This is a genomic window from Sulfitobacter sp. GN1-4 (assembly GCF_055693825.1).
The window spans coordinates 3,544,812-3,571,541 of record NZ_JBVFUQ010000003.1; the positions used below are offsets into that span (position 1 = coordinate 3,544,812).

Genomic DNA, 26,730 nt, shown 5'->3' on the forward strand with positions numbered 1-26,730 from the left:
TCCTGTAACCCCGCTACGTTACCGTCACCTGTTGGGTGGCGGCAAGGGGTCGCTTAGGACACTTGCACAACGACTTTGCCGGTGGCCTTGCGCGTGCGCAGCAAATCAAGGGCTTCATTGGCCTGATCCAGCGGCAGCACATTGCTGACATGCGGCTTAAGCTTGCCGTCCACGTACCAATCAAACAGCGTTTTGAAGCTGTCGGTCAGGACAGAGGGATCAACCTTTGCATATCCCCCCCAATAAAGGCCCATGACGGTCAGGTTTTTGACCAGCAGGATATTGGCCGGGATCTGGGGCACTTCGCCCGAGGCAAAGCCCAAGGGCAACAACCGCGCGTCGGGATTGCAGGCGCGCAGCGCTGCTTTGAACTGATCCCCGCCCACCGGGTCATAGACCACATCAGCGCCGCCGAGATCTTTGACAAAGGTGCGAATGTCGCCTGTCTCAGAATCCAGCAGATGATCGGCACCAGCGGCCTTGCAGATCTCAAGCTTGGCCGCCCCCTGGCGCAGGCGATGACCTCAGCGCCCATAAGTTTGCCCAATTCAACCGCCGTCAGCCCAACGCCGCCAGACGCGCCCAGCACCAAGAGCCGTTCACCCGGGCGCATGCGCGCTTTGTAATCCAGCGCCACGTGGCTGGTGCCGTAGGCCACCAGAAAGGCCGCCGCATCAACGGCAGACATCTCATCCGGGATCGGCACACAGATGTCCGCCGGAATGGCCGCATATTCCGCAAGCCCGCCAAAGCCGGTGTAGGAGGCAATGCGCTGCCCCGGTCCAAGGCTGGTCACATTTGCCCCCACCTCAACCACGGTGCCTGCCAGTTCCATGCCAATGGTGAAAGGCAGGGCAGGTTTTTCCTGGTACGTGCCTTTGATCAGCAGCGTATCGCCAAAGTTGAGGCCACAGGTGTCAATTTGCACCAGAACTTCTTCCGGGCCGGGGGTTGGGCGGTCCACGTCCTGCAGGGTAAGCGGCGTGTCATAGGCGGTGACTTGCATGGCGCGCATTTGAACGATCCTTTCTGAAGGTTCCGCGCACTTGGCCAATTTTGTGCGCCGAACACAAGTAGCCTTGCGCGCCGCTTATCCAGTGAAACGCAAGGTCACGCGCAAACCGGGCGCGTTATCCTCCAGCGTCAGCGTGGCATCATGCAAGCTGGCCACCGCCTCCACCAGGCTGAGGCCCAGACCATGGCCCGGCGTGTTGCGGCTGCGGTCCAGACGATAAAGACGCTGGCGCACCTTTTCACGTTCCTCAGCCGGGATGCCGGGGCCAGTGTCTGCAATGGCCAGCACGGGGCCTGCATCTTCAGCCCCAAGCGTTATCCGCACGATGGTGCCATCTGGTGTATGGCGCAGCGCGTTTTCGATCAGGTTGGAAAGCATCTGACCCAAAAGCGCCTTGTCACCCTGTACCCAAGCGGTCTGCACCTTGCTTTCAAGACGCAAAACGTGGCCCGTTTCCGTGGTGCTGGGCTCAAACACATCGACAACGGTTTGGCACAACGCATTGAGGTCCACGCGTTCAAACCGCGCTTTCGGAGATCCCGCCTCAACCTGCGCCAATTGCAGAAGCGATTGAAAGACGCGGGTCATTTCGGCCACTTCCTTCTGGGTCTTTTCGACCAACTGCGCCGATGCATCGTTGCCTTGCATCTGCGCGTCCAATTCTTCGAGGTGCAAAGCGACGCGCTGCAACGGGGTTTTCAGATCATGCGCGATGTCTGATGAAACACCCTTCAGCGCCTTCATCTGCCCCTCTTGTGCGCTGGCCATCTGGTTCAGCTTCACGCCAATCTGAACCATGTCATCAGACCAGCGCGGCCCGATCTGAACGCGGGCGCCCAAATCTCCGCTCGTCATCCGGTCAAGTGCTGCGTTGACCACCTCAACATGTCGTTTTGAACGGCGCGCCAGGATCAGCCCCCCAGAGAGCGCGATAAGAACTGTGGGCAACAGGCTGATGACAAGGATGTTCACAAACACACTGCCAAGCGCCTCGATCTCAGCCCGGCTGCGCGCCACCGTGATCAGCCCGCCATAAAGCGTATCGGTCAGCGACAGGTAGCGGCCTTCGAACTCAGCACGTTCCGGGTTGAGCGAGAAGATATGAAACCCCTCATCGTCCCGCGCGATGGCCCCATTGCCAAAAATGCGCCCCGACGGTGCGATGTAGCTGAGGATCAGGCGGTTGGGGTCAGCTTCTTTGGATTCTGCATCCACCAACAGCGCCACGGCACGCGCGTTGGGGGCCGCACGAAACCCGGCAAGGTCCTGGTTCAGATCCGCTCGGATGGTTTCTTCAAATGAGGCTTGGGTAACGGCATAGCTGGCCGCAAGGCTGAGCAATGAGATGAGCGCGAAGAGGGAGACCAGCAAAACCGCAAGCCTGAGGGGCATCGACCGCCAGAGTTCCGCCACCCGTAAGCTCATGCGGCGATCCGGTACCCGGCGCCGCGGATCGTTTCAATCAGATCACGCGCAAAGGGTTTGTCCACCTTGGCGCGCAGACGGCTGATATGTGTTTCGACAACGTTGGTGCCGGGGTCAAACCCAATGTCCCATACGCTTTCCAGCAACATCGTCCGGGTCTGCACCCGGCCCTTGCGGCGCAGCAGATGCTCCAGCAGCGCAAATTCACGCGGCAAGAGATCAATCTTGGCAGCCCCCCGCGTGACCTGGCGGGTGATCAGGTTCATCTCCAGGTCCCCGGCACGCAAAACCGCCTCAGCCTCCAGCGTTTGGGGGCGCCGTGCCAGGGCTGCAACGCGGGCCGAAAGCTCTCCAAAGACAAAGGGTTTTGCCAGATAATCATCTGCCCCGGCCTGCAGCCCTTCGATGCGGTCATCCACCTCACCCAGAGCGGTCAACAGAAGGACGGGCGTTGTATTGCCCGCCCCGCGCAGGGTTTTCAGAACGCTCAACCCATCGAGTTCAGGCAACATCCGGTCCAGCACAATGACGTCATATCCACCAGAGGCCGCCGCGATCAGCCCGGCTTTGCCATCCTCAAGCAAATCGACCACATGGCCTTCTTCCCGCAAGCCCCGCGCAATATAGGTGCCTGTGGTGGCGTCGTCCTCTATCACCAGCAGTTTCATGGGTGCTACGTCCTTTCTGTCGCCTCCCTTATATAGAGGTGACAGATGGATCAGGAGGGCGTGTTACAAATTTGTATAGCCAGCCCCATCACGCTGTAAGACTGGCCCGCCATATCCAGCCCCATCACGAACCATTGGATGAGGCTCCTTCATGCGTAACGTATTTTCCCTATCAAACCGGACCACAACCGCGGCCCTAACCGCGGCGATGTTGTCTGCTGTTGCACTTACCTCAGTTCCCGCGCCCGCATTCGCTGTGCCGCCGGGGGGCTATGCCGATCTGGTAGAAGAAGTGACACCTGCGGTGGTCTTTATTGAGGTGACTGGCAAAGCGCAGGCCGCGTTGGAGCAAACGCCGCGCAATATGCCGCCACAGATGCGCCGCTTCTTTGAAGACTTCACCCCAGGTCAACGCGGACCAAGCCAGGGGCTGGGATCTGGTTTCATCATCTCAGAAGACGGGCAGATCGTGACCAATCACCACGTGATTGCGGGCGCTGAGACGGTCACAGTGACCTTGACGGACGGGCGCAAGTTAGAGGCCGAGGTCATCGGCTCTGACCCGATGACCGACATTGCCTTGCTGCAGGTCGCGGCAGATGCGCCATTGCCAACGGTGGATTTTGGCACCTCAACAGGGTTGCGCGTTGGCGATGAGGTTGTCGCGGTTGGCAACCCCTTTGGTCTGGGCGGCACGGTGACGTCGGGCATCATCTCAGCACTGTCGCGCGACATCCGGTCAGGCCCTTTTGACGATTTCATCCAAACAGATGCTGCGATCAACCGGGGCAATTCTGGCGGGCCTTTGTTTAACAACGCAGGTGACGTGATCGGCGTGAACACCGCCATCATCTCGCCCGGGGGCGGATCGGTGGGCATCGGCTTTGCCGTTCCCTCAGATCTGGTGCAGACGGTGGTTGCCGATCTTGCCGATGATGGAGAGCTGGCGCGCGGCTGGTTGGGCGTGCAGATCCGGCCCATGACCGAGGAAGTCGCCGCCGTGTTGGGCTATGACGCGCCCAAAGGTGCTGTGATTGAGGCCGTGACCGCAGACAGCCCCGCTGAGGACGCTGGCCTGCGCAAAGGCGATATCATCCTCAGCTATGCGGGCGAAGAGATCAGTGATTTGCGCGATCTGACCCGTGCTGTGGCCACCACCACACCCAAGGACGCCGCTAAGATCACCCTGCTGCGCCGGGGCGAGACCTTGACGCTGGGTGTGACCATCGGCGTGCTGGATCCAGAGGCCGCCTGACCCCAACAGACCCCGATTCCCCCAGTATCACCCAATCGGGGTCTGAGGCCCTGCGCATCGCCAGCGCGGGGCCACGTTTCATGCCCTGAAACGTCGTATAGGGCCCTCTGGAGCGCTCAAGATACCTTGGCATGTCGATTTTCGACGATTTCGGTCGGATTTCGGTCCGGTTTCCCTTGAGAAAGGCAAGCAAGTAACACAGATATAGCCGAACTTCCAAAGACCCTGATCAGGAGTTCGCGTGTCCCTCTTCCTCATCGTCGCCTTGCCCTTTCTGGGCGCTTTGCTGCCGGGTCTGATGTACAACGCAGGGCGTCAGGCCTGTGCTGGCGTCACCTTTACTGTCACACTTGCCGCCTTTATCGGCCTGCTGACCAACCTGCCTTACGTGCTGGCGGGCGATGTGGTGACCACCGGCGTGGATTGGTTGCCCGGTTTGGGGCTGAACGTGAACCTGATGCTGGACGGGCTTGGGTTCTTTTTCGCGCTGCTGATCCTTGGCATCGGGCTGTTGATCATCACATATGCGCGCTTCTATTTGTCCCGAAACGACAACATGGGCGAATTCTTTACCTATCTGCTGCTGTTCCAAGGCGCGATGGTGGGGATTGTCCTGTCCGATAACATCCTGCTTTTGCTCATTTTCTGGGAGCTGACGTCCCTGTCTTCCTTCCTGCTGATCGGCTATTGGAAACATCTGCCCGAAGGCCGTCAGGGCGCGCGCATGGCGCTTGCCGTGACCGGTATGGGCGGGCTGGCCTTGATCGGCGGGATGCTGATCATCGGCAATATCGTTGGCAGCTTTGACCTAAGCGTCATTTTGCAAAACCGCGAGATGGTCCAGGAAAGCCCGCTGTATCTGCCCGCTCTGATCCTGATCCTGCTGGGGTGCTTCACCAAATCCGCGCAGTTCCCGTTCCATTTCTGGCTGCCCCACGCGATGGCGGCACCGACGCCTGTGTCGGCCTACCTGCACTCAGCCACCATGGTCAAAGCCGGTATTTTCCTGATGGCCCGGATGTGGCCTGTGCTGTCGGGGACGACCGAATGGTTCGTGATCGTCACCAGCGCTGGTCTGATTACCATGGTGCTGGGCGCTGTAATCGCGCTTTTCAAACATGATCTGAAGGCGCTTTTGGCCTTTTCCACGGTCAGCCACCTAGGCCTGATCACCATGCTGCTGGGCACCGGCACGCCCTTTGGCGCGATGGCGGCTGTGTTCCACATCATGAACCACGCGACGTTCAAAGCAGCGCTCTTTATGTCCGCAGGCATTGTCGATCATGAGACACACACCCGCGATATTCGCAAGCTGGGCGGGTTGCGCACCTTGATGCCGGTCACCTTTGTGATCGCCACGGTCGCGTCTCTGTCGATGGCGGGGATCCCGTTCCTGAACGGGTTCCTCAGCAAGGAAATGATGTTGGAGGAAGCCAATCACACCGTGCTCTTTGGCACGCCCTGGTTGGTGCCAACGCTGGCGGTGATCGGCTCGCTCTTTTCAGCTGCCTATTGTTTCCGCCTGATCAGCCACACCTTCCTTGGCCCTGTCAGGGATGATTATCCGGCCAAGCCGCATGATCCGGGTTTTGGCATGTGGGGGCCGCCGGCGCTTTTGGTTGTGCTGGTCGTGCTCATCGGCTGCGCGCCCTTCCTGGTGCAGAACTTTGTCTTCCTGGTGGCCGATGCCGTGATCGGCGACACCGCGAAGCTTGAAGTGAAATACATCAAGATCTGGCACGGGCTGGTGCCTGCGCTCTTTATGTCGATCGCGGCTGTGGTCGGTGGTCTGATTGCGCTGATGCTGTTCAAACCGATGTTGCGCATGTGGGATGCCGCCCCGCGTCCAGAAGCCAAGGTTATCTTTGAAGCCATTGTAGAGGCCGCCGCCGCCCTCGCCCGTGGCATTACCCACGGCCTGCACAATGGCGCGTTTTCACGCTACGCAGCCTTTGCTGCTGTGGCGATCACGGCGGCAGGCTATTACGCCTGGACCACCGGCGTTGTCGGGCCCGCCACGCGCACGCCGCAGGCGGCAGGTGTGGTGGAAATCGCCGGTTGGGCGATGTTGGTGACAGCAACGCTGGGCCTGGTGCTGCTGCACCGCAACCGTTTGCTGTCGCTGATCCTGATTGGCATTGTCGGCCTGATGGTCTCTGTGGGCTTTGTGTTCTTTAGCGCACCGGATCTGGCGATGACGCAGATCACCGTCGAAGTTGTCACCATCATTCTGCTGCTCTTGGCGCTGAATTTCCTGCCCAACCGCACACCAGAAGAAAGCAGCGTGCTGCGCCGGATGCGCGATGGCGCGGTGGCGATTGCGGGCGGGCTTGCCACCTTTGCGATGGCCTATCACTTCTTGCTGCGCGACGCAGTGACCACGCCCATCTCAGAATTCCACCTGGCCAATTCCTATAAAGGCGGCGGTGGCACCAATGTGGTGAACGTGATCCTGGTGGATTTCCGTGGCTTTGACACCTTTGGCGAGATCATCGTGCTGGGCATCGCCGCTCTGCTGATCTTCGCCCTGACCGAGACTTTGCTGAACGGCCCTGTGCGCGCCCGTCTGCTGAACCGCAGACCGGATCAGCCGATTGCGGGTGATGCCCATCCGATGATGATGGTGGTGCTGACACGGGTGATCATGCCGGTTGTCCTGCTGGTTGGTTTCTATATCTTCCTGCGCGGGCATAATGAGCCGGGGGGCGGGTTCATCTCGGGCCTTGTCGTCTCCATCGCGGTGGTGATGCAGTACATGGCCAGCGGCTTTAGCTGGACAACAGCGCGGCTGCGCTATCCCTACCATGGGATCATTGGTGCAGGCGTTCTGATCGCGGGTCTGACCGGGATCGGGTCGTGGTTTGTAGAAAAGCCATTCCTGACGTCTGACTTTACCTATGTCCGCATTCCGCCCTTCAACGAATTTGAGCTGGCCACGGCGGCGCTCTTTGACCTTGGCGTTTTCCTGGCTGTGGTCGGTGCGGTGATGCTGTCGTTGGAGAGCTTTTCGCGGCTGGCACGCCGCGCCCATGTGAAAGACAGTGAACACGCCATGGATATTGACCCATCCCGCGATGATCCGGATCCCATTGATCCGGCCAGCCCAAAAGCGGAGGGCGCGTAAGATGGGACTTGAACTGCTTGTTGCCTCAGCCATCGGCATTCTGACCGCTGCAGGGATTTATCTGACCCTGCGACTGCGGACTTTCCCGGTGATCCTGGGCATTTCGCTGCTGACCTATGCGGTGAACGTGTTTCTTTTTGCCTCGGGTCGGTTGGCGGTGGGCGCACCGCCCATCCTGACCAATGCCACCACCTATACCGATCCGCTGCCGCAGGCGCTGGTTCTGACCGCGATCGTGATCTCATTCGGGATGACGGCGGTTGTGGTGATGATCGCCCTGGGGGCGTTTCTTGGCGCGGATGACGACAGCGTCAACGATCCCGCCCAGGAAGATACGCAGGAAGGAGAACGGTCATGATGCACTGGATCATCCTTCCGATTGTTCTGCCCTCTCTGCTGGCCCCCTTCATTGTGCTGGCGGCGCGCTATCACATGGGCATCCAGCGGGTGTTCTCTGTTGCTGGCGTTATTGCGCAGATCGTCCTGGCGGCGGGCCTGGCCTGGGCCACTTCTGACGGTACTGTTCTGCTGTATCAGCTGGGCGATTGGGCCGCGCCGTTTGGCATTGTCGTCGTGGGCGACAGGTTGAGCACGATGATGATCCTGCTCACCGCTGTGCTGGCGCTTTTTGTGCTGCTTTACGCCATTGGGTCCGGCTGGGATGAGCGGGGGCGGCACTTCCATGCGCTGTTCCAATTCCAGTTGATGGGCATCCTTGGGGCGTTCCTGACCGGTGACCTCTTTAACCTCTTTGTTTTCTTCGAGGTCCTGTTGATCGCCTCTTACGGTCTGATGATCCACGCTGGCGGTGAAGTGCGGCTGCGCGCCGGGGTGCAATATGTGCTCTTTAACCTCATCGGCTCCACGCTGTTCCTGTTTGCGCTGGGGGCGATTTATGCCCAGACCGGCACGCTGAACATGGCAGATCTGGCCCAGCGGGTGGCGCTTATTGATCCTGCGGATACCGTGGGCATCCGTCTGGCTGCGGTTTTGTTGCTGCTGGTCTTTGCGATCAAGGCCGCGGTGGTGCCGCTGCATTTCTGGCTGCCGTCAAGCTATGCTGAAGCGCCCGCACCTGTGGCCGCCCTGTTTGCGATCATGACCAAGGTCGGGGCCTATGCGATCATCCGGGTCTACACGATGGTCTTCTCACCCGAGCTTGAAGTGACAGCGGGCTTGCACACCACCTGGCTTTTGCCAGCAGCACTTGCGTCTCTGGCCATTGGGATGATTGGTGTGCTGGGCGCGAAAAAACTGGACCGGCTGGTAGCGTTTTCGGTCATTGGGTCGATGGGCATGGTGATGGTATCCATCGCGATGTTCACGCCTGCGGGGATTTCAGCAGCGCTGTATTACATCGTGCATTCCACACTGGCCGCCGCAGCTCTGTTTCTGATCGCGGATCTGGTGCGGGCCGGGCGGCCCTCGCTTGCGCTGACGGCGATGCCGCCGGTTGCGGGCGCTGCCCTGACATCCGCGCTGTTCTTTACCGCAGCCATCGCGATGACGGGCCTGCCGCCCTTGTCGGGCTTTGTGGGCAAGCTGATGATCCTGGATGCAGGCTTTGACACGCCACTTGCGGCGTGGATCTGGGCCGTCATCCTCACCTCCAGCTTGATCAGTGTTGTTGGATTTGCCCGTGCCGGTTCAGTGGTGTTCTGGAAAGCCAAATCCATCACGCCGGATGAAGGCGCTGAGACATCCGCCCCCCCAGCACATTGTCTTATGCCGCCGTTGGCGGGCTGATCGCGCTTTTGATTGCGCACACTGTCTTTGCCGGTCCGATTTATCGCTACACTGAACAAACCTCAGCCGCGCTCTTTGCACCGGAGCCCTATATCTCCACCGTGGTGGACACCCCCGGCAAACTAAGCAAGCCGGCCAAAGACGGTGAGAAGGAGGACAAATAGATGACACGCGCATTGCATTGGCTGTTCCCGCATCCGCTGCTGACGGTCCTTTTGGCCATCGTCTGGGTGCTTTTGCAGAATTCGGTCAGCGCGGGCATGGCTGTCTTCGGCCTGATCCTGGGCATCATCATTCCCAAAATCACTGAGATCTGGTGGCCCGAACGCCCCAAAGGCATCGCGGTGGGCAAGTTCATCAGCTACTCTTTGATCGTGATGTGGGACATCATCGTGGCCAACCTGCAAGTGGCCTGGATCGTGCTGACCAAACCCAACGCCAAGCTTAAGCCTGCTTGGATCGTGATCCCGCTTGAGCTGCGCCAGCCTGAGGCGATTACGATTTTGGCAGGCACCATCACGCTGACCCCTGGTACGGTCTCAGCCGATTTGTCTGACGAAGGGCACAGCCTTTTGGTGCATGTGCTGCACACCGATGATCCCGAGGCTGAGCGGGACACGATCAAAGAACGTTATGAACGCCGGTTGAAGGAGATTTTCGCATGACAGCCGCAGAGGGTTTCCTGAACGCTGCGTTGATCTTTGCCTTTAGCGCGGTGGCGATATCGCAGGTGATGTGCATGGTGCGACTGGTGATTGGCCCCGCCGTGGGCGACCGGATCCTGGCGCTGGATACGATGGTGGTAAACGCCATTGGTCTGATTGTGCTCTTGGGCATCGCCCAGGGCAGCGAAATCTATTTTGAGGTCACGCTGATCATCGCAATGCTCGGATTTGTGTCGACCGTGGCCTATGCCCGGTTTGTGCTGCGGGGGGACATCATCGAATGAGCCTGGATGTGATCGGACTATATGCGACAGCCTTGCTGTTGATCATCGGCGGATGCTTTGCCCTGGTTGGGGCCATCGGCTTGCTGAAATTCAATGACCCTATGACCCGCCTGCACGCCCCCACCAAGGTGGGTACGGTGGGCATTGGTGCGCTGCTGGCGGCCTCTTTGGTCTATGCTTTCACAACGGCGGATGGATCGATCCATGAGCTGTTGATCATGGCGTTCCTGTTTGTCACCGCGCCTATTTCTGCAAATTTCATTGCAAAGGTGAACATCCACAAAGGCACCTGTGAGACGCCGCCATCCCCGCCTGAGGATGACACCTGGTCTACGCTGAACACACCGGATCAGGATGCCAACCCAGCGGCGGAGCCTGCGAAACCCTGACCTTACCGGGGTGCCATGCGGATGGCCCCGTCCAGTGCGGATGACCTCACCGTTGAGCATGGGGTTGTCCAGGATGTGGCACACCAACTTGCCGTATTCGGCAGGATCGCCCAAACGGGACGGGAATGGCACCTGTTGGCCCAGTGACGTCTGCACATCCTCAGGCAGCCCTTTCAGCAACGGCGTCAGGAACAAGCCGGGTGCGATGGTGCAGATGCGCACGCCTTTATCTGCCAGATCCCGTGCCATCGGCAAGGTCATGCCCACGATGCCGCCTTTGGACGCGGCATAGGCCACCTGGCCGATCTGCCCTTCGTAGGCCGCAACCGAGGCGGTGTTGATCACCACGCCGCGTGCGCCGGCAGGGGCCATCGGGTCTGCCGCCACCATATGGGCCGCAGCCTGAGAGGCGCAGATAAACGAGCCGATCAAGTTAACGCCAATGACCTTGGCGAAGACATCCGGGTCATGAGGTTCGCCCCGCGACACGGTTTTTGCAGCAGGCCCGATGCCTGCGCAATTGACCAACACGCGCGGCGTTCCGACCTCAGCAACAACCGCTGCCATGGCCGCTGACACGCTGGCCGCATCCGCGACATTCACGTTGTGATAGGTCCCGCCCAACTCTTGGGCCTTGGCGGTGCCCAAAGCATCATTGAGATCGAAAATAGCAACTTTCAGCCCCGCCTGCGCCAAAGCCTCGGCACTGGCCGCCCCCAATCCTGAGGCCCCACCCGTGACAATCGCGACGCTACCTGCCCACATTTCCATTTCCCGCTCCCTCTCTTGCTGGCTGCTGCAGGCATAGTTTTTCACACACAGGCAGGCAAGAGGCGGGCAGGGTTTTAGCCTTGCTTAAGACTTGTCCTCTACCGTCGGTCGCGGGTGATGGAGAGTAACATGAACGCAGCAACGCAGGTTCTGGACTTTGAAGATGGCACAACCATGTCTTCGTGGCAGGCCGCCCAGTTTTTGAAAAAGGTAACGGACATTGTTCCGAGCATTATCTACATTTTCAACGAACAAACCCAGTGCAACGAATATTCGAACCGCTCCGTGGGTGAGGCGCTTGGCTACAGCGCCCAAGAAGTACAAGAAATGGGATCAGAGGTGATGCCCCGCTTGTGCCACCCGGATGATATTGACCGGATCAGTAAACATTTTAGCGATATCTCCGCGTTGGAGGATGGCGAAGTGGCGCAGCTGGAATACCGGATGAAGGCCAAAGATGGCGAATGGGTCTGGCTGATTTCCTATGACACCGTTTTTGACCGCGACGATTTGGGCAACGTGGTGCGTCACATCGGCGTCGCCTCTGACATCACCAAACAAAAACTAGCCGAGGAAAAAGCGCAGGCAGAACATCGCAAATCAGAAGCGGTGAACGACGAATTGCGCACCTTTTCCTATTCGGTGTCGCATGATCTGAAATCCCCCTCCAACACGCTGGGCCTGTTAATGCGGGAATTGTTGGACACACATCAAGAGACACTGAACCAAGATGCGCAATACCTCGTCCAAATGGCACTGGAAACGGCGGGGCGCATGGGGCGGCTGGTGGATGATGTGCTGCACTACACCCAGGTCGTCAATCAGGCACTGCACATGCAGACCGTTGACCTGGGCCAGATCGTGTCCGACATCGAGGCCGATTTGCGCGGCCTGCTACAAGAAAGTGGCGCGCGGATTCATGTAGCTGACTTGCCGATGGTGCGCGGTGATCACACCCAGATCCGGATCTATCTGCAAAACCTGATTGAGAACGCCGTCAAGTTCCGCAAAGAACATCATCCTCTTGTTGTGCGCATTGAGGCACATCTGACGGCCATGGCCAAAACATGCGCACTGTCTGTTACGGACAACGGGATCGGGATTGACCCCCAGCGGCATGATCAGGTGTTTCAACTGTTCAAACGTCTGCAACAACCCACTGAGGTAAGCGGCACGGGTCTGGGGCTTGCCATCTGTCGGCGCATCGCGGCGAACCACGCCAGCGACATCACCCTCACCTCCGCTTTGGGCGAAGGCGCAACCTTTAGCATGGAAGTGCCCTTAGCATGACCGAAACCAGCACATACCCGATTGAGACGCTGATGCTGATCGACGACAGCGAAATTGATCAGATGATCTATCGCCGGATCGCAAACAAATCTGGCCTGGTGGGCAACCTCATCCAGTTTATGGACGCGACCATGGCGCTGGCCCATCTGCAAGACCCCAACAGCGCGCGGCCTGATCTGATCCTGTTGGACATCAATATGCCCGGGATGGACGGCTTTGAATTTCTCAAAGAAGCCACAGACAGATTGGGCGCATCGCTTTGCCCCATCGTTGTGATGTTGACCACCTCGCTCAACCCAGAGGATGAAATCCGCGCCCGGACGTTTGAGATGGTGAAGGATTTTCTGAACAAGCCACTGACCGGTGAGCAGCTATTGTGTCTAAGCAGACTGGTAGCGCGGCAAGATAATTAACTCGCGCAGACGTCGCGAACACAAGGTCCAGATGCCGCTTGCATGCTTCTGTGCCGCACAAAAGTGCGTTAGCACTTTGGCATGAGCTTCTTTCACAAAACCCCCGCCCAGCAAGCTGCCGTTCTTCAAAGCCTGGAAGATTTCCCCTGGCCAAGCGATGATGCGGACACCCCCACCGCGCTGCTGGAGCAGTGTCCGGCCGCCGCAATCACGCCGCTGACGTCCCTCAGCCCCTTGGCCCGCGAAATTGGTCTGGGCGAGATCCACGTCAAAGATGAACGCGGGCGCATGAACCTTGGCAGCTTCAAGGCTTTGGGCGCGGCCTATGTCATCGCGCACGAGGCGCAACAGGGCCGGGCAAAAGGGCAGACGTTTGTGACGGCAAGTGCGGGGAACCACGGCATGTCCGTGGCCGCAGGCGCTGCCGCTTTTGACGCCAAATCAGTCATTTACCTGGCCCAAACCGTACCTGAGAGCTTTGCCGACAGGCTGCGCGCCAAAGGCGCTGAGGTTGTCCGGCACGGCGCAATTTACGAGGAAAGCATGCAAGGCGCGGCCCAAGCGGCAGAAGCCAACGGGTGGGTCTTGCTGTCCGACAGCTCTTGGCCCGGCTACACGACACTGCCGCACCGCTTGATGGAAGGGTATCTGGCGCTGATGCAAGAAGCGGTCACGCAGATGCCGCAGGCCCCAACCCATATCTTTTTGCAAGCAGGTGTGGGCGGGCTGGCTGCCGCGGCGGCCTGTTACGCACGCAAGGTCTGGGGCAGCACGCCGCAGATCATCGTGGTAGAGCCAGAAGCAGCACCTGCCCTTTATGGCTCCGTCCAAGCGGGATCGGCGCAAATCATGGACGGGCCGGTTTCCGACATGGGGCGGCTGGACTGCAAAGAGCCATCCTTGATCGCACTCAAAGGGCTGGCGCGGGATGCTGACGGTTTTCTGCTGATCAGCGAAGAAGAAGGCGCCGCCGGTGCCGCAACCGCCGCTGCGCACGGCATGCCCACCACCCCATCGGGCGGCGCGGGTCTGTCGGGGCTGCTGAAAGCCGCCCGGATGCCGGGTGAGTTTGGCCTTGGCCCAGACGCGCGGGTGATGGTCATCCTAAGCGAAGGACCCGAAGCGTGACGCCGCCCACCCGCGGATTTCCGGATGCTGAGTTTGCGGCAAGAACCGCCGCTGCCCAGGACAGGATGCGCGCAATTGGCCTTGATGCGCTGCTGCTCAGCACCGAGGTTGAGGTGCGCTATTACACAGGATTTCTGACCCGTTTTTGGGAAAGCCCTACCCGACCCTGGTTTGTGGTGCTGCCCGCCATGGGCACGCCCATCGCCGTCATCCCCGCCATTGGTGCCCATTTGATGGGGCAGACCTGGCTGACAGACATCCGCACCTGGCAGTCGCCAGATTACGACGACGACGGTGTGACCGCCCTGTCTGACACCCTGCGGGAGGTTGTGCCCAAGGGCGGCAAGATCGGCCTGGCCAGCCACCTTGAAAGCCACCTGCGGATGCCGATTACGGATTTCCGGCGTCTGCGTGGCCAGCTTGGCGACCGCGACATCGTGAGCGATCAGCGGATCACATTCGATCTGCGGCAGATCAAGTCCGCCGCTGAGATTGCCAAGATTGAGCAGGCCACCGGCATCGCCAATCGCGCCTTTGACCGGGTGCATGAAATTGCCAATCAGGGCACACCGCTTTCTGAGGTTTTCCGCAATTTCCAAAGGCTCTGCCTGGAGGAAGGCGCGGATTGGGTGCCCTATCTGGCCGGGGCGGCAGGGCAAGGGGGATATGGCGATGTCATCTCACCCGCAACGGATGCGCCCCTGCAGGCGGGCGATGTTCTGATGCTGGACACCGGATTGGTTTGGGATGGCTATTTCTGCGATTTCGACCGCAACTATAGCCTTGGCCCGCCAAACAGTGCTGTGGCAGACGCCCATGCCAGTTTGATCAAGGCGACCCAGGCCGCCTTTGAAATCGCCCGTCCAGGCGCGCGTATCTGCGATCTATTTGCCGTGATGAACGCCACCCTGAACCCCGGCCAAAGCGGGTCGGATGCGGGGCGTCTGGGCCATGGCTTGGGCATGCAGCTGACCGAAGGTCCGTCGATCATCCCGGCTGATCACACAACATTGGCACCCGGCATGGTCCTGACACTTGAGCCGGGGATCACCTTGGCGGATGGCAAGATCATGGTGCATGAAGAGGACATCTTGATCACCGAAGGCGCGCCGCGCTTTCTGTCGGCCCCGCAAACCGCTGACATGAGGGTGCTGTGATGGACCTGCCGTATTCGCTTAGCTCAGGCCACCCCATGCAACTTGGGATGATCGTGCTGCAATCGGATGAAACCCTGGAGGCGGATATGCGTAGGCTACTGCCGCCGGAGGTGGAGCTTTTGGTGTCGCGCGTGGAATCGGGAACCGTGCTGAGCCAGGACATGATCGCCGCCATGGAAGGCAGGCTGACCGCATCGGCACGCCTCTTGCCGCAAGACAGCCGCTTTGGCACCGTTGGATACGGCTGCACCTCAGCCTCGGCCCAGATCGGCAGCGACAGGATTGCCGCGCGCATTCAGGACGGTGTTCAAACACAACACGTCACCAACCCCGTGGCCGCATTGATCGCCGCTTGCGGTGCGCTGAACGTGACTTCCTTGGGATTGGTCAGTCCTTACGTCGCCAATATCTCTGACCAGTTGCGCAAAGTGTTGCAGGCGGCGGGGATTGAGGTAGCTCAGTTCGGGAGCTTCAACGAACCGGTGGAGGCCAACGTGGTCCGCATCACGCCCGCCTCTTTGCACCGTGCGGGCGCGCTGGTTGGGGCACATGAGGCATGTGATGCCGTCTTTTTGTCCTGCACCAACCTGCGCACGCTCGACGTGATTGCGCAGATGGAGGATGAGTTGGGCAAGCCCGTGCTCAGCAGCAATCAGGTCTTGGCCTGGCACATGCTGAAGCTGGCCGGCGCCAAGGCAGCCCCGGATGCACCGGGACGCCTTTGGCGTTGTTAGCTGGGTGACATGCCCCGCAACCGCTCAGACCGGCGGCGCAGCAGCTCCACCACAAAGAGCAGGATAACCGAGAGCGTGATCAGGATGGTCGCCACCGCCAGGATGGTGGGGCTGATCTGTTCGCGCAGGCCGGTGAACATCTGCCACGGCAGTGTTTTCTGACCCGCAGAGCCGACAAAGAGCACCACAACCACCTCATCAAATGAGGTGATAAAGGCGAAAAGCCCGCCCGAGACGACGCCCGGCAAGATCAATGGCATCTGCACCCGGAAAAAGGTGGTGACCGGCCCTGCCCCCATGTTCGCCGCAGCCCGCGTCAGCGAGCGGTCAAAGCCCACCAGCGTCGCGGTCACGGTGATGATCACAAACGGAATGCCCAAGGCCGCATGGGCCAGCACAACGCCGATGTAGGTGCCGGTGAGCGTGAACGGCAGCTCAATCGACAAACCGAAGGGCAACGGGATGTAGGGGTTGGAATAAAAGAAATACATGCCCGTGGCGGAAATGATCAGCGGCACGATCATGGGCGAGATCAGGATCGCCATGATCCCGCGCCGAAAGGGCACGTGGCTCTGGCTCAGACCAATGGCGGCCAGGGTGCCCAAAGACACCGACAGCAACGTGGCCACCGGCGCAATCTTGAGTGAGTTCTGCAAGGCCAACTGCCAATCGGAGTTGGTAAAGAAATCCTCATAATGCTTGAGCGAATACCCCTCAGGGTCAAAGGCCAGCATCTCAGGCGTGAAGGTAAAGAAATCCTGCGCGTTGAACGACAGCGGGATAATCACCAGGATCGGCGCGATCAGGAAGAAAAAGATCAACCCACAGATCACCCGGAAACTATAGTGCCAGATGCGTTGGCCGGTTGTCGCATATGGTGGCAATGCGCTCATGGATCAGCCCCCCAGCTTCACGTTGTCGATGCCCACGATCTTGTCGTAGACCCAGTAAAGGATCAGCACGACCGCCAGCAGAATACTACCCAGCGCCGCTGCCAAACCCCAGTTCAAAGAGCTGGAGATGTGATAAGCAATCCGGTTGGAGATAAAGACACCTTTGGTCCCGCCTACCAGTTCCGGCGTGATGTAATAGCCAATCGCCAGAATGAACACGAGGATACAGCCCGCCCCGATGCCCGGCACCGATTGCGGGAAGTAGACGCGCCAGAACGCGGTCCAGTTCGTGGCCCCCAAGGATTTGGCCGCCCGAAGATAGCTGGGCGGGATCGTCTTCATCACCGAATAAAGCGGCAGGATCATGAAGGGCAGCAGGATGTGCGTCATCGCGATGATGGTGCCGGTCTGGTTGTTGATCAGCTCAAGCCGGTTGCCGTCAGAAACGATGCCAATCCACACCAGCGTGTCGTTGATCACCCCTTGCTGCTGCAAAAGCACTTTCCAGGCTGAGGTTCGCACCAAAAGCGAGGTCCAGAAGGGCAGCAGAACCAAGATCATCAGCAGGTTCGCGGTGCTATCACGCAGGTTGGCCAGAAGCCAAGCGATGGGATAGCCCAAAAGCACGCACATGCCGGTGATGGCCATCGACATGATCATCGTGCGGATAAAAAGCGTGATGTAGATCTGCTCATTCTCGGGCCGCGCTTCGGCCCCATCGGGGCCTTTCAGCATGTCGATGGAGTTCAGGAAATAGCCGTCTGTATAGACCGGCGAATAGGTCTTGATCGTTTGCCAGACCTCCGGGTCAAGCCAATCATCGTCAATGTCTTCAAAGGCCGCGCGCAGGGACACAGGCTCTACGCCTGACAGATCCACGTTAACGGGCAGCGTGCCGCCGTTGGTGGCGTCTTGGTAAAGCGCGGTAAAGACGAAATCCCATGGCTCTTCTTCCAGAGGGTCGTCGCCTTCGGCTTCAACAATCATCTGCGCCCAGCCATCATAGGCCGAGGCCGTCAGCGGCAGAGCGGTTCGAATGCTGTCATCCGCCATCCAGGTGGCCCACTGAGCGGGGTCGGCATAGGCGGGATCGGCATCTGTGAAGGCATCTGTATAGGTATCTGTATCAAAACGCCCCACACGCCGACCGGATTTTCGGAAAAGCGATGCGATGCCGGTGGTTTCATAGTTCAGGCGCGAGCCGACCCGCGTATGTTTCTTGTATTCCGCCGCCAGGGCAATGTCTGTGTAAAGCGCCGAAAAAACAGCCTCTCCTGGGGCCTCTTCTGAGGTCGCATCCCACTGCTCAAGCGCCACAACGGTGCGCGGCAGGGTTTCTGAGACGATCTCATTTTCGACAGAGCGGAACAACATGTCCGCAATGGGCATCACAAAAGACACCAGGATAAAGATCAGCAAAGGCGCGATCAGCGCGAGCGCCCGCAACTTTTGGCGGCGCAACGCGCGGTTCAGCGACGCTTTGAGCGGCCGACCATCGGCGGCCAGCATTGGACCGGATGTGGCATCTGTCACGGGTTATGTCCCTTCAACGACGAGGATCGTGCTGTCAGCACAGCGCCGCCGGATTTCGGCAACCTCTTGATATTCTGGATCGTCATAGGCCGCCTTGGCGGCGTCAAAACTGTCAAATTCAATCACCACGGTGCGCTGACCAGCGTCACCTTCCAGCACCTCTTGCTGTCCGCCTCTGACGACAAAGCGCGCCCCATGCGATTGCAGGATCGGCGTGTCGCGGCGCACATATTCCGGATACCCCTCAGGGTCAGTGACGGTGATATGGCCGATGATATAGCCCTTGGGCATGACGCGATCCTTTTAGTAGCGTGCCGCAGCCCCACCAGTTGGCGGGGCTGCGAACGATAGGTTTACTGGCTCAGCCAGGCCTGGAATTTCGCATCCAGATCATCGCGGTAATCCGCCCACCATTCGTAGTTATACAAGAAGGTGTTCTTGGCGTTGTTGGGATCGGTTGGCATATGTGGTGCCATCTCGATGCCCAGTGTCGCATGCTTGCCGACCAATGGTGCGGAAGACTTACGCGCAGGACCGTATGAGATGTACTTGGCCTGATCGGCAAGACGCTGTGTGTCTGTCGCGAACTTCACATAGTCCAGCGCACGCGCCTGACGCTCTGGGCTGAGGCCCGTTGGGATGATCCAACCATCAAGGTCAAACACCTGCGCATCCCAAAGCATACCCACGGGCTGCTTTTGCTCTTCGATCAGCGCAAACAGACGACCGTTATAGGTGGAGCCCATGACAACTTCGCCATCCGCCAGCAGCTGTGGCGTGTCCGCACCCGCAGACCACCAAATCACATCGTCTTTGATGGTGTCGAGCTTGGCAAACGCCTGCGCCTGACCTTCTTCGGTCTCCAGCACGTCATAGACGTCTTCTTTGGCCACGCCGTCACAGATCAGCGCCCATTCCATGTTGTTGATGGGGCGCTTTTCCAGCGAACGCTTGCCAGGATAGGCGTCTGTGTCGAACACGGCGCAGACGGATGTTGGCGCTGTGTCGCCGACCAGATCGGTGCGGTAGCCGAATGTGGTGGAGTACACGATCTGCGGGATAAAGCAGTCGGATACGATCAGATCGCCAAAGTCATCAGAAGCTTTGGAGCCATCGTCGCCGTCTGCCAGCTGTGTGTCAGGGTCGATCTCAAGCGCCAGACCTTCGTCGCACAGGCGGATCGCGTCAGACGCCACAACGTCAACGACGTCCCATGTGACATTGCCCGCTTCATTCATCGCACGCAGCTTAGCAACCGCTTCGGCAGAGGATTCATCGTTGATGATCTTCACGCCTGTCTTTTCGGCGTAGGGGTCGTGATAAGCCGCTTGCTGAGACGCAGAATAAGCGCCGCCCCAGCTTACGATGGTCATTTCGTCTGCCATTTCTTCGGCGAACGACATTGTTGCCGTCAGCGTCAGGCAGGATGTTGCCATCAGTTTCAATGTGGTTTTCATTTGGTTCTCCCGTTACTTGTTACCCGGTTTGATAATCCAAGGGCGTCGCCCGGGTGACGTCACCCTCTATTCTGATCAAGGCCGGACGCTTAGGCGTCCAAAGCCCGACAGTCTTGTGCCAACCACCCGATTTCGATCTTTTCGCCTGGTTTCAGGCGGCGTTGATCGGGGGCGTTGCGTGTCTTGATGACGAATTCGTCGGTTCCCGCCACGCGCAGGCGAGTGCGGAAAATGTCACCCATATAGATGAATTCCAGCACTTCGGCCTGCAGTGTATGGGCATCACCGCTCAACCGGTCGCTGTTAAACTCAACCCGTTCGGGACGGATGGACACCTTAGTGCGTTCGCCAACGGCACTGACATTCACCGGCACGGCGTCAATGATTTCACCGCTATCCAGCTTGACGATGCAGGTATCGCCTTTGATCTCTTGGATCACACCATCCAGCGTGTTGTTTTCACCGATGAACTGCGCAACAAAGCTGTTTTCGGGCTTTTCATAAAGCTCATCCGGCGGGGCAAGCTGCTGAATTCGGCCATCATCAAAAACCGCCACGCGATCTGACATGGTCAGCGCCTCTGTCTGGTCGTGGGTCACATAAACGGTGGTGATGCCCAGCTCGTGCGCAAGGTTGGTGATCTCAAACTGCAGGGTTTCGCGCAGCTGCTTGTCCAAAGCTCCAAGCGGTTCGTCCATCAGCACCAGCTCAGGCTCAAACACCAGCGCACGGGCCAAGGCGATCCGCTGTTGCTGCCCGCCAGAAAGCTGCGCAGGACGGCGACCTGCAAAGCTGCCCATCTGAACCATGTCCAGCGCGCGCTTTACCTTCTCGTCCCGCTCAGATTTGCCCATCTTGCGCACTTCCAGCGGGAAGCTGAGGTTTTCGGCCACTGTCATATGCGGGAACAGCGCATAGTTCTGGAACACCATGCCGATGCCCCGCTTGTGCGGCGGGATGTTGTTGATCGACACGCCATCCAGCGTGATGTCACCATGTGTCGCTGTTTCAAACCCGGCCAGCATCATCAGACAGGTTGTCTTGCCTGACCCTGATGGCCCTAACATGGTTAGAAATTCGCCTTTTGGCATGGACAGGTTCAGGTCTTTGACGACCAGCGTTTCCCCATCATAGCTTTTTTGCACACGATCAAAGGCGACGAAGGCCCCGTCGGATGTTGGCATTGCAATACTTCCCCATTGTACCTGTCGTCGTTGTGCGCGCAGGACTTATTTTCAGACGTGACTGTGAAACGTCATGGGGAATTTTACAATCAGAAATTCCATGCGCCCCGCCTTGCAGGGGTTTTTTGAGAAATCCCGCCACTGTTCGAGGCATCCATAGGCTTTTCGACTGAAGAAACCAGCAATCACAAAACATTCTCCTGCACGCAAAGCCGCACTTTTGCCTAAAGCTGCGCAATTGCAGATTCTGTGCCAGAGCGGGCCTCGCCTCCCCCCACTCAGCCTCCCATGAGGGGGAAGCGTTCAATAAGCTCAAATCGGCCATCCGCGCGTTCGCCGACAAGAGCGATGGCATCCAGCACAAAGGGGTCAGAAAGCGCGGGCAGTTTTGCCGCCGTCTGCGCCGCCCAACCTTCCAGATCCCCGGCGGGCAAGCGCCCTGTCAGCGTCATGTGAAACCGAAACGCTTCGCAGACATAAGGATAGCCCCATCGCAGCAACAACGCATCCTGTGCGGGCGTCAGGTTGGCCTTGCGGCGTTTAGCAAGTTCGTCCGCCGTCGCGGGGGCGCGAAAGTCGTCCAGCGTCATCACGCAAGCATCCGCCACGCGGCCAAGATCCCCCTGATTTGGCTGCGGAACCAACGCCAAGAACCGGCCCAAACGGGTGATCCCCAGACCTGACGCGTGTGCGGGCTCCGTGCGCGCGGCCAGCGCCCCGACTGCGTCTTTGAGTGCCGCAGCATCTGTGCCGTCAGCCAGGCGAAAGGGCGGTTTCAACGTGCCGTGAAAGCCATACTTGCGGGGGGCCTTGGTCGCCTCGCTCAGCGCAGGCACATCGTAATGCGGCACCGCTTCGCCTGTCAGGACATCCCAGCCCAACCAACGCGCGCCAAAACTGGCGAGAGCACCGGGTGGGGGCAGGTAATAAATGGCGTAGCGCGTGTACATGGCGGCCTCATCTTGCAAGACTGACGCTGCAGGCTTGGCACAGGTTGTGCCCCAGCGAAAGGCATGTGACCAAATCCTAAGCCAATCCTGCAAACCGCTGAAGCCTCTGATTTCACGCCGGGTTGAGTGTTGCGGGCTGATGCACTTCTGCTTTAGGTCTGGCGCATGGAAAATCCGGTTGGGGAATGCTCAACCCCTCAATTGGGAAATGTCGCCACATGAATGCTCTGACCCTTGGTTTGATCGCAGCGCTGTGCTGGGGCATTCACGATGTCACCATCCGCCGTATCAGCCAAACTGCCCCACTGATGGCGACGCTTTTGGGCGTGCTTGTGGTGGGGGCCGCCTTTCAGGTTGTGGTAATGGCCGCGACAGGCAGCTTTACGGCACTGCCGCAGATCGCCGTGATCTATTCTGTCCTGGCGGGCATTGGTTTTCTGCTGGCAAGTGTGTGCCTTTATAACGCCTTCCACCGCGGCCCTGTTCGGATCGTAGCACCCGTGATCGGCAGTTATCCGGTGCTTTCCGTGGCCTTTGCATCGTTTCGCGGCGAAGACATCAGCCCTGTGCAATGGGCCGCTGTCTTGGCGGTGGTGGCCGGCATCGCCATCGTCTCCACGTTTTCAGCGGATGAAGAGGACGCGGAGATTCCAGCGGTTCTACCCACCATCGCGCTCTCGGCCCTGTCTGCCATTGGGTTCTTTGCCACCTTCGCCTTTGGCCAAGAGGCCGCGAAACTTGCGGATGATTTACCCTCCATCCTGATCACGCGGATCACCAGCATCACGCTTTTTCTGCCCGCCTTTCCGCTGCTGGCCTTGCCGTGGTTGCCGGGGCGCGGGGCATTGGTGTTCATTGCGATCATGGGTGTTTTGGACGGCATCGCGTTGCTCTGCGTGATTTCCGCAGGCAGCCTGCCATCGGCACAATATGCCGCTGTGGCCTCATCCACGTTTGGGATGATCACCATTATCCTCGCCTGGATCTTCCTGCGCGAAAAGCTGACCCCGCCGCAATGGCTGGGCTGTGCGGTGGCCTTTGGCGGGATCGGTGTGCTGGCGCTCTGACCGCCAGCTGGATGTGGGCCCAGCGCCCGACACCTCAATCCTCGCCCAGCAACCCGGTGTCAAAACCATCAATCGTGCGCAGGTTCTTTTTGCGCCAGTAGGCTTGCACACCGTCCTCGCCCATTTCAGCGTAATAGGGCTCAAGCTCATCCTCGACGCGGCTTTTTTCAAAGCGCATGATCGGCACGCCGGTGCCGCAAGAGGTTTGCACACCGTCAATTTCGATGTCGAAAATCTGACGACTGCCCGCGAGTTTCGGGAAATCCGCGCAGGCCGTATCCCAGCCTTCATCCCGTGGGTGCAGCACCTGGGCCTTGCCATACAGCCGCAATATCAGCGCATCCCCTTCAAAGGCGCAGAACATCATGGTGATGCGGTTGCATTGCAGAATATGGCCCGCCGTTTCATTGCCACTGCCCGATAGGTTCAACCACCGCAGGTTCCGATCATCCAAAATCCGCAGAGTGTCCGCCCCCTTGGGCGAGACATTGACGCGCCCATCCGGCGCTGCGGTTGCCACAAAGAAAACCGGCTGCCGTTCAATGAACTTGCGCAATGTACCGTTGAGTTTCTGCCCTAATGCCATGTTCGCCCCCTATTTGCGTGAGCGAACATTAGATGAACATCTGGCATCCAACAACGGCTTTGCGCATTGGCCTGCGCGCGGCACGTTACGCGGTGGGAGATGTCCAATCCAACACCACCTTGCCGGAGGTGCCTGACAACATCGCGGCGAAACCGTCCTCATAGGCCTCAACCGGAAACCGGTGGGTGATGACGCGGCTCACATCCAGACCGTTCTGCAGCATCGCGATCATCTTGTACCAGGTCTCAAACATCTCACGCCCGTAGACGCCTTTCAGGGTGATGGCCTTGAACACGATCCGGCTCCAATTGACGGGGGATTGGCCGGGGGGAATGCCCAGCAAAGCGATCTTGCCGCCCATCACCAACGCCTCAACCATCTGGTCCAAGGCCGATTGATTGCCGGACATTTCCAGCCCCACATCAAAGCCTTCTTTCAAGCCAAGCGTATGGGCCACATCGTTCAAGTCTTCTTTGGTGACATCAACCGGGCGCAGGCTGGGCACCACATCTTCGGCCAACCGCAATCGCGCGGGGTTGATATCTGTAATCACAACGTTCCGCGCGCCTGCATGCCGTGCGACGGCCGCCGCCATGATGCCGATGGGCCCCGCGCCGGTGATCAGCACGTCCTCTCCCAACAAATCAAAGCTCAACGCCGTGTGTACCGCGTTTCCAAGCGGGTCGAGGATGGCGCCGATCTCATCAGGGATATCATCGGGTAGCGGCACAACGTTGAAGGCCGGCAGTTTGAGGTATTGTGCAAAGGCCCCCTGTTCGTTCACCCCAATACCGCGGGTGCCCGGATCAAGGTGAAACCGGCCAGACCGGGACTGACGGCTGTCTGTGCCGATCAGGTGCCCCTCCCCTGAACAGCGTTGGCCCAGGCGCAATCCTTCTACGTTCCGGCCAACTTCAACGATCTCACCTGCAAACTCATGCCCGGTGATCAACCCTTGGGGAACGGTTTCTGCCGCCCAGTCATCCCAGTTCCAGATGTGGATATCCGTGCCACAGATGCCGGTCTTGTGCACCCGGATGAGCACTTCGTCAGCGCCAATCTCAGGTACGGGGGCAGAGACGCGCCAAAGGCCCGGTTCAGTTTTGGTTTTCGCCAGCGCGGTCATAGTGTTCTGTGTCATGCGATGGCCCCCAATGCGCGGCCCACTTTCGCAAAGGCCGCCAAGGCCTGATCAAGCTCTGCCCGGGTCAGTCTTGCGTTCATCTGCGTGCGAATGCGGGCCTGCCCGCGCGGCACCACCGGAAAGAAAAAGCCTGAGACATAAACGCCTTCGTCAAACAAGGCAGCGGCCATATCTTGCGCCAACTGCGCCTCGCCCAACATCACTGGAATGATCGGATGCTCCCCCGGCAAAAGATCAAAGCCAAGCGCCGCCAACCCCGCCCGCCAGTAGCGCGCATTCTCAAAAAGCGTGGCCCGCTGATCGGCGCCTTCCTCAACCAGGCGGATGGCCTCAATGCCTGCGGCCACAATGGACGGGGGCAGCGAGTTCGAAAACAGATACGGGCGCGCGCGCTGCCGCAAAAGGTCGATTACCGGTTGCGGCCCCGCGATATATCCCCCAATCGCCCCGCCCAGCGCCTTGCCCAGGGTACCTGTCAGAATATCCACATCCACGCCAAAGTAGTCTGGCGTTCCGGCCCCGCGCGGCCCCATGAACCCCGTCGCATGGCAGTCATCCACCATCACAACCGCGTCATAGGTTTTGGCCAGCCGAGTGATGTCGGGCAGATTTGCCAGATAGCCGTCCATGGAAAACACGCCGTCGGTTGCAATCATGATATGACGCGCGCCTTCGTTGCGGGCCTGTTTCAACATCTCTTCCAGATCGTGCATGTCATTGTTGGCATAGCGGTAGCGCTTGGCCTTACACAGCCGGATGCCGTCAATGATCGACGCGTGATTAAGGCTGTCTGAGACGATCGCATCCTCGGGCCCCAGCAGGGGTTCAAACAACCCGCCATTTGCATCAAAGCAAGCCGCAAAGAGGATGGCGTCATCTTTTTTGAGAAACTGCGCCAGCCGCTGTTCCAAACTGCGGTGAATGTCCTGCGTGCCGCAGATGAACCGAACCGAGGCCATACCAAAGCCCTTGGACCCCATCACATCTTGCGCGGCGGCAATCAGCGCGGGATGATCGGCAAGTCCCAGGTAGTTATTGGCGCACAGGTTGATCATCGACCTGTCCTGCACATGAACGGTGCCAGCCTGGGGCGACGTGATCTCACGCTCGCGTTTATAAAGGCCCTCCGCCTCAATTTGAGAAAGTGTGTTGGCGATGTCGGTCAGGAAATGGGTGGTCATGGGGATGTCCTTTCACCCCACATCTGACATAACGGAAATTCATCCGCAATACAGAAATCCACTATACCGGATATTCATCCGCTACACTGGTTCTATGCGCTTTTCACAATCAGGAACACCCGCGCAGCACCTGCCTGCGCTGCAATCGCATGGGCTACATCGGCAGCGTACCGCGCGGTATCGCCTGCATTCAGCACCTCAACCGCCGCCCCTGAGGTCACCTCAACCGCCCCTTCCAGAACCGTCAGCTGTTCTTGCGCGCCCCGCGCGTGGGGCTGGCTGGTCAAGGCACCGCCTGCGTCAAAAGCAATGTCATACACCTCATGCCCGCCCGCATCCTCTGGCGGAGACAGAATTGTGATCCGGCAGCCCGTGCCATGCTTTTCGATGGCAGGCACGTCTGCGGCGCGCAGCACGTCAATGCGGTCATCCTGATCGCCCTGATCCAGCAACCCCGCAAAATCGACGTTCAGCGCCCGCGTCAGGTTCCACAATGTTGCTATCGTCGGGCTGCTTTCACCACGCTCAATCTGGCTGACCATGGAGCGGGAAACCCCGCTGAAGTTGGCCACCGCATCAAGTGACAGCCCTTGCGATTTGCGCGCCTCTTTCAGGCGGGCCGGGAGGGCGTTCAGAATATCGTTGTCATCATCCGTCATAGCGGAAAACTA

The 26,730-nt window shown here is 59.1% G+C and carries 24 protein-coding genes and 3 pseudogenes; 13 read left to right on the forward strand and 14 right to left on the reverse strand.

Annotated elements, in window-relative coordinates:
* Window positions 1–53: 53 nt before the first annotated feature.
* The 3 genes and pseudogenes from ACZ1HM_RS18090 to ACZ1HM_RS18100 all read right to left on the reverse strand — a co-directional run bounded on the left by ACZ1HM_RS18090 (window position 54) and on the right by ACZ1HM_RS18100 (window position 3,108).
* Window positions 54–1,015, reverse strand: a pseudogene (locus ACZ1HM_RS18090) (NADPH:quinone oxidoreductase family protein).
* Window positions 1,016–1,090: 75 nt separating this feature from the next.
* The gene (locus ACZ1HM_RS18095) at window positions 1,091–2,440 is read right to left on the reverse strand and encodes a sensor histidine kinase (protein ID WP_472744020.1); all 1,350 of its coding nucleotides are present in this window, start codon (window positions 2,438–2,440) and stop codon (window positions 1,091–1,093) included.
* Window positions 2,437–3,108, reverse strand: coding sequence for a response regulator (locus ACZ1HM_RS18100; protein ID WP_472744021.1), 672 nt, complete (start codon window positions 3,106–3,108; stop codon window positions 2,437–2,439). The genes ACZ1HM_RS18095 and ACZ1HM_RS18100 overlap by 4 nt, the downstream gene beginning before the upstream one ends.
* 151 nt (window positions 3,109–3,259) lie before the next feature.
* Here ACZ1HM_RS18100 and ACZ1HM_RS18105 point away from each other — a divergent pair, with 151 nt between their 5' ends.
* The 7 genes and pseudogenes from ACZ1HM_RS18105 to ACZ1HM_RS18135 all read left to right on the forward strand — a co-directional run bounded on the left by ACZ1HM_RS18105 (window position 3,260) and on the right by ACZ1HM_RS18135 (window position 10,571).
* Entirely contained in the window at window positions 3,260–4,363 is a 1,104-nt protein-coding gene (locus ACZ1HM_RS18105) for a Do family serine endopeptidase (protein WP_472744022.1), read from the forward strand.
* A gap of 241 nt (window positions 4,364–4,604) precedes the next feature.
* On the forward strand, window positions 4,605–7,487 hold the full coding sequence (locus ACZ1HM_RS18110; RefSeq protein WP_472744023.1) for a monovalent cation/H+ antiporter subunit A: 2,883 nt from the start codon (window positions 4,605–4,607) through the stop codon (window positions 7,485–7,487).
* A 1-nt stretch (window position 7,488) separates the two neighbouring features.
* On the forward strand, window positions 7,489–7,845 hold the full coding sequence (locus ACZ1HM_RS18115; protein WP_472744024.1) for a Na+/H+ antiporter subunit C: 357 nt from the start codon (window positions 7,489–7,491) through the stop codon (window positions 7,843–7,845).
* A pseudogene (locus ACZ1HM_RS18120) lies at window positions 7,842–9,397 on the forward strand (monovalent cation/H+ antiporter subunit D). The gene ACZ1HM_RS18115 and the pseudogene ACZ1HM_RS18120 overlap by 4 nt, the downstream one beginning before the upstream one ends.
* Window positions 9,398–9,898 carry a Na+/H+ antiporter subunit E gene (locus ACZ1HM_RS18125; RefSeq protein WP_472744025.1) on the forward strand — a complete coding sequence of 167 codons (501 nt, stop codon included), beginning with the start codon at window positions 9,398–9,400 and terminating at the stop codon, window positions 9,896–9,898.
* On the forward strand, window positions 9,895–10,182 hold the full coding sequence (locus tag ACZ1HM_RS18130) for a K+/H+ antiporter subunit F (protein ID WP_472744026.1): 288 nt from the start codon (window positions 9,895–9,897) through the stop codon (window positions 10,180–10,182). Before ACZ1HM_RS18125 ends, ACZ1HM_RS18130 begins: the two co-directional genes overlap by 4 nt.
* Entirely contained in the window at window positions 10,179–10,571 is a 393-nt protein-coding gene (locus ACZ1HM_RS18135) for a Na+/H+ antiporter subunit G (RefSeq protein ID WP_472744027.1), read from the forward strand. Before ACZ1HM_RS18130 ends, ACZ1HM_RS18135 begins: the two co-directional genes overlap by 4 nt.
* Before the next feature lie 2 nt (window positions 10,572–10,573).
* Here the strand turns inward: ACZ1HM_RS18135 and ACZ1HM_RS18140 are convergent.
* Window positions 10,574–11,342, reverse strand: a pseudogene (locus ACZ1HM_RS18140) (SDR family NAD(P)-dependent oxidoreductase).
* Window positions 11,343–11,471: 129 nt separating this feature from the next.
* On the opposite strand from ACZ1HM_RS18140, the gene ACZ1HM_RS18145 reads away from it, so the two are divergent.
* The 5 genes from ACZ1HM_RS18145 (at window position 11,472) to ACZ1HM_RS18165 (ending at window position 16,064) form a co-directional block, all read left to right on the forward strand.
* Window positions 11,472–12,632, forward strand: a complete 1,161-nt coding sequence (locus tag ACZ1HM_RS18145; RefSeq protein WP_472744028.1) for a sensor histidine kinase — start codon at window positions 11,472–11,474, stop codon at window positions 12,630–12,632.
* Window positions 12,629–13,045 carry a response regulator gene (locus ACZ1HM_RS18150; protein ID WP_472744029.1) on the forward strand — a complete coding sequence of 139 codons (417 nt, stop codon included), beginning with the start codon at window positions 12,629–12,631 and terminating at the stop codon, window positions 13,043–13,045. The genes ACZ1HM_RS18145 and ACZ1HM_RS18150 overlap by 4 nt, the downstream gene beginning before the upstream one ends.
* Window positions 13,046–13,126: 81 nt before the next feature.
* Window positions 13,127–14,173, forward strand: coding sequence for a pyridoxal-phosphate dependent enzyme (locus tag ACZ1HM_RS18155; protein ID WP_472744030.1), 1,047 nt, complete (start codon window positions 13,127–13,129; stop codon window positions 14,171–14,173).
* Complete coding sequence (locus ACZ1HM_RS18160; protein WP_472744031.1) at window positions 14,170–15,330, forward strand: M24 family metallopeptidase; 1,161 nt, start codon at window positions 14,170–14,172, stop codon at window positions 15,328–15,330. The genes ACZ1HM_RS18155 and ACZ1HM_RS18160 overlap by 4 nt, the downstream gene beginning before the upstream one ends.
* Window positions 15,330–16,064, forward strand: a complete 735-nt coding sequence (locus tag ACZ1HM_RS18165) for a maleate cis-trans isomerase family protein (protein WP_472744032.1) — start codon at window positions 15,330–15,332, stop codon at window positions 16,062–16,064. The genes ACZ1HM_RS18160 and ACZ1HM_RS18165 overlap by 1 nt, the downstream gene beginning before the upstream one ends.
* Here the strand turns inward: ACZ1HM_RS18165 and ACZ1HM_RS18170 are convergent.
* The 6 genes from ACZ1HM_RS18170 to ACZ1HM_RS18195 form a co-directional block, all read right to left on the reverse strand.
* Entirely contained in the window at window positions 16,061–16,957 is an 897-nt protein-coding gene (locus tag ACZ1HM_RS18170; RefSeq protein WP_472744033.1) for an ABC transporter permease, read from the reverse strand. The two genes, ACZ1HM_RS18165 and ACZ1HM_RS18170, sit on opposite strands and share 4 nt — an antisense overlap.
* Before the next feature lie 3 nt (window positions 16,958–16,960).
* Window positions 16,961–18,466, reverse strand: a complete 1,506-nt coding sequence (locus tag ACZ1HM_RS18175) for an ABC transporter permease (protein WP_472744661.1) — start codon at window positions 18,464–18,466, stop codon at window positions 16,961–16,963.
* A gap of 27 nt (window positions 18,467–18,493) precedes the next feature.
* Window positions 18,494–18,781, reverse strand: coding sequence for a DUF1330 domain-containing protein (locus tag ACZ1HM_RS18180; protein ID WP_472744034.1), 288 nt, complete (start codon window positions 18,779–18,781; stop codon window positions 18,494–18,496).
* A gap of 62 nt (window positions 18,782–18,843) precedes the next feature.
* Window positions 18,844–19,947, reverse strand: a complete 1,104-nt coding sequence (locus tag ACZ1HM_RS18185) for an extracellular solute-binding protein (RefSeq protein ID WP_472744035.1) — start codon at window positions 19,945–19,947, stop codon at window positions 18,844–18,846.
* A gap of 89 nt (window positions 19,948–20,036) precedes the next feature.
* Window positions 20,037–21,131, reverse strand: coding sequence for an ABC transporter ATP-binding protein (locus ACZ1HM_RS18190; protein ID WP_472744036.1), 1,095 nt, complete (start codon window positions 21,129–21,131; stop codon window positions 20,037–20,039).
* Window positions 21,132–21,409: 278 nt separating this feature from the next.
* Window positions 21,410–22,081 carry a DUF1045 domain-containing protein gene (locus tag ACZ1HM_RS18195; RefSeq protein ID WP_472744037.1) on the reverse strand — a complete coding sequence of 224 codons (672 nt, stop codon included), beginning with the start codon at window positions 22,079–22,081 and terminating at the stop codon, window positions 21,410–21,412.
* A 218-nt stretch (window positions 22,082–22,299) separates the two neighbouring features.
* Here ACZ1HM_RS18195 and ACZ1HM_RS18200 point away from each other — a divergent pair, with 218 nt between their 5' ends.
* Window positions 22,300–23,148, forward strand: a complete 849-nt coding sequence (locus ACZ1HM_RS18200) for a DMT family transporter (RefSeq protein WP_472744038.1) — start codon at window positions 22,300–22,302, stop codon at window positions 23,146–23,148.
* Between the two features lie 34 nt (window positions 23,149–23,182).
* On the opposite strand, the gene ACZ1HM_RS18205 is transcribed toward ACZ1HM_RS18200, so the two are convergent.
* The 4 genes from ACZ1HM_RS18205 to ACZ1HM_RS18220 all read right to left on the reverse strand — a co-directional run bounded on the left by ACZ1HM_RS18205 (window position 23,183) and on the right by ACZ1HM_RS18220 (window position 26,718).
* On the reverse strand, window positions 23,183–23,734 hold the full coding sequence (locus ACZ1HM_RS18205) for a pyridoxamine 5'-phosphate oxidase family protein (protein ID WP_472744039.1): 552 nt from the start codon (window positions 23,732–23,734) through the stop codon (window positions 23,183–23,185).
* An 85-nt stretch (window positions 23,735–23,819) separates the two neighbouring features.
* Window positions 23,820–24,860, reverse strand: coding sequence for an L-threonine 3-dehydrogenase (gene tdh / locus ACZ1HM_RS18210; protein ID WP_472744662.1), 1,041 nt, complete (start codon window positions 24,858–24,860; stop codon window positions 23,820–23,822).
* 11 nt (window positions 24,861–24,871) lie between these two features.
* A complete protein-coding gene (locus ACZ1HM_RS18215; protein ID WP_472744040.1) occupies window positions 24,872–26,059 on the reverse strand; it encodes a glycine C-acetyltransferase in 1,188 nt (395 codons plus the stop codon).
* Between the two features lie 92 nt (window positions 26,060–26,151).
* On the reverse strand, window positions 26,152–26,718 hold the full coding sequence (locus ACZ1HM_RS18220; RefSeq protein ID WP_472744041.1) for a helix-turn-helix domain-containing protein: 567 nt from the start codon (window positions 26,716–26,718) through the stop codon (window positions 26,152–26,154).
* Window positions 26,719–26,730: the final 12 nt, after the last annotated feature.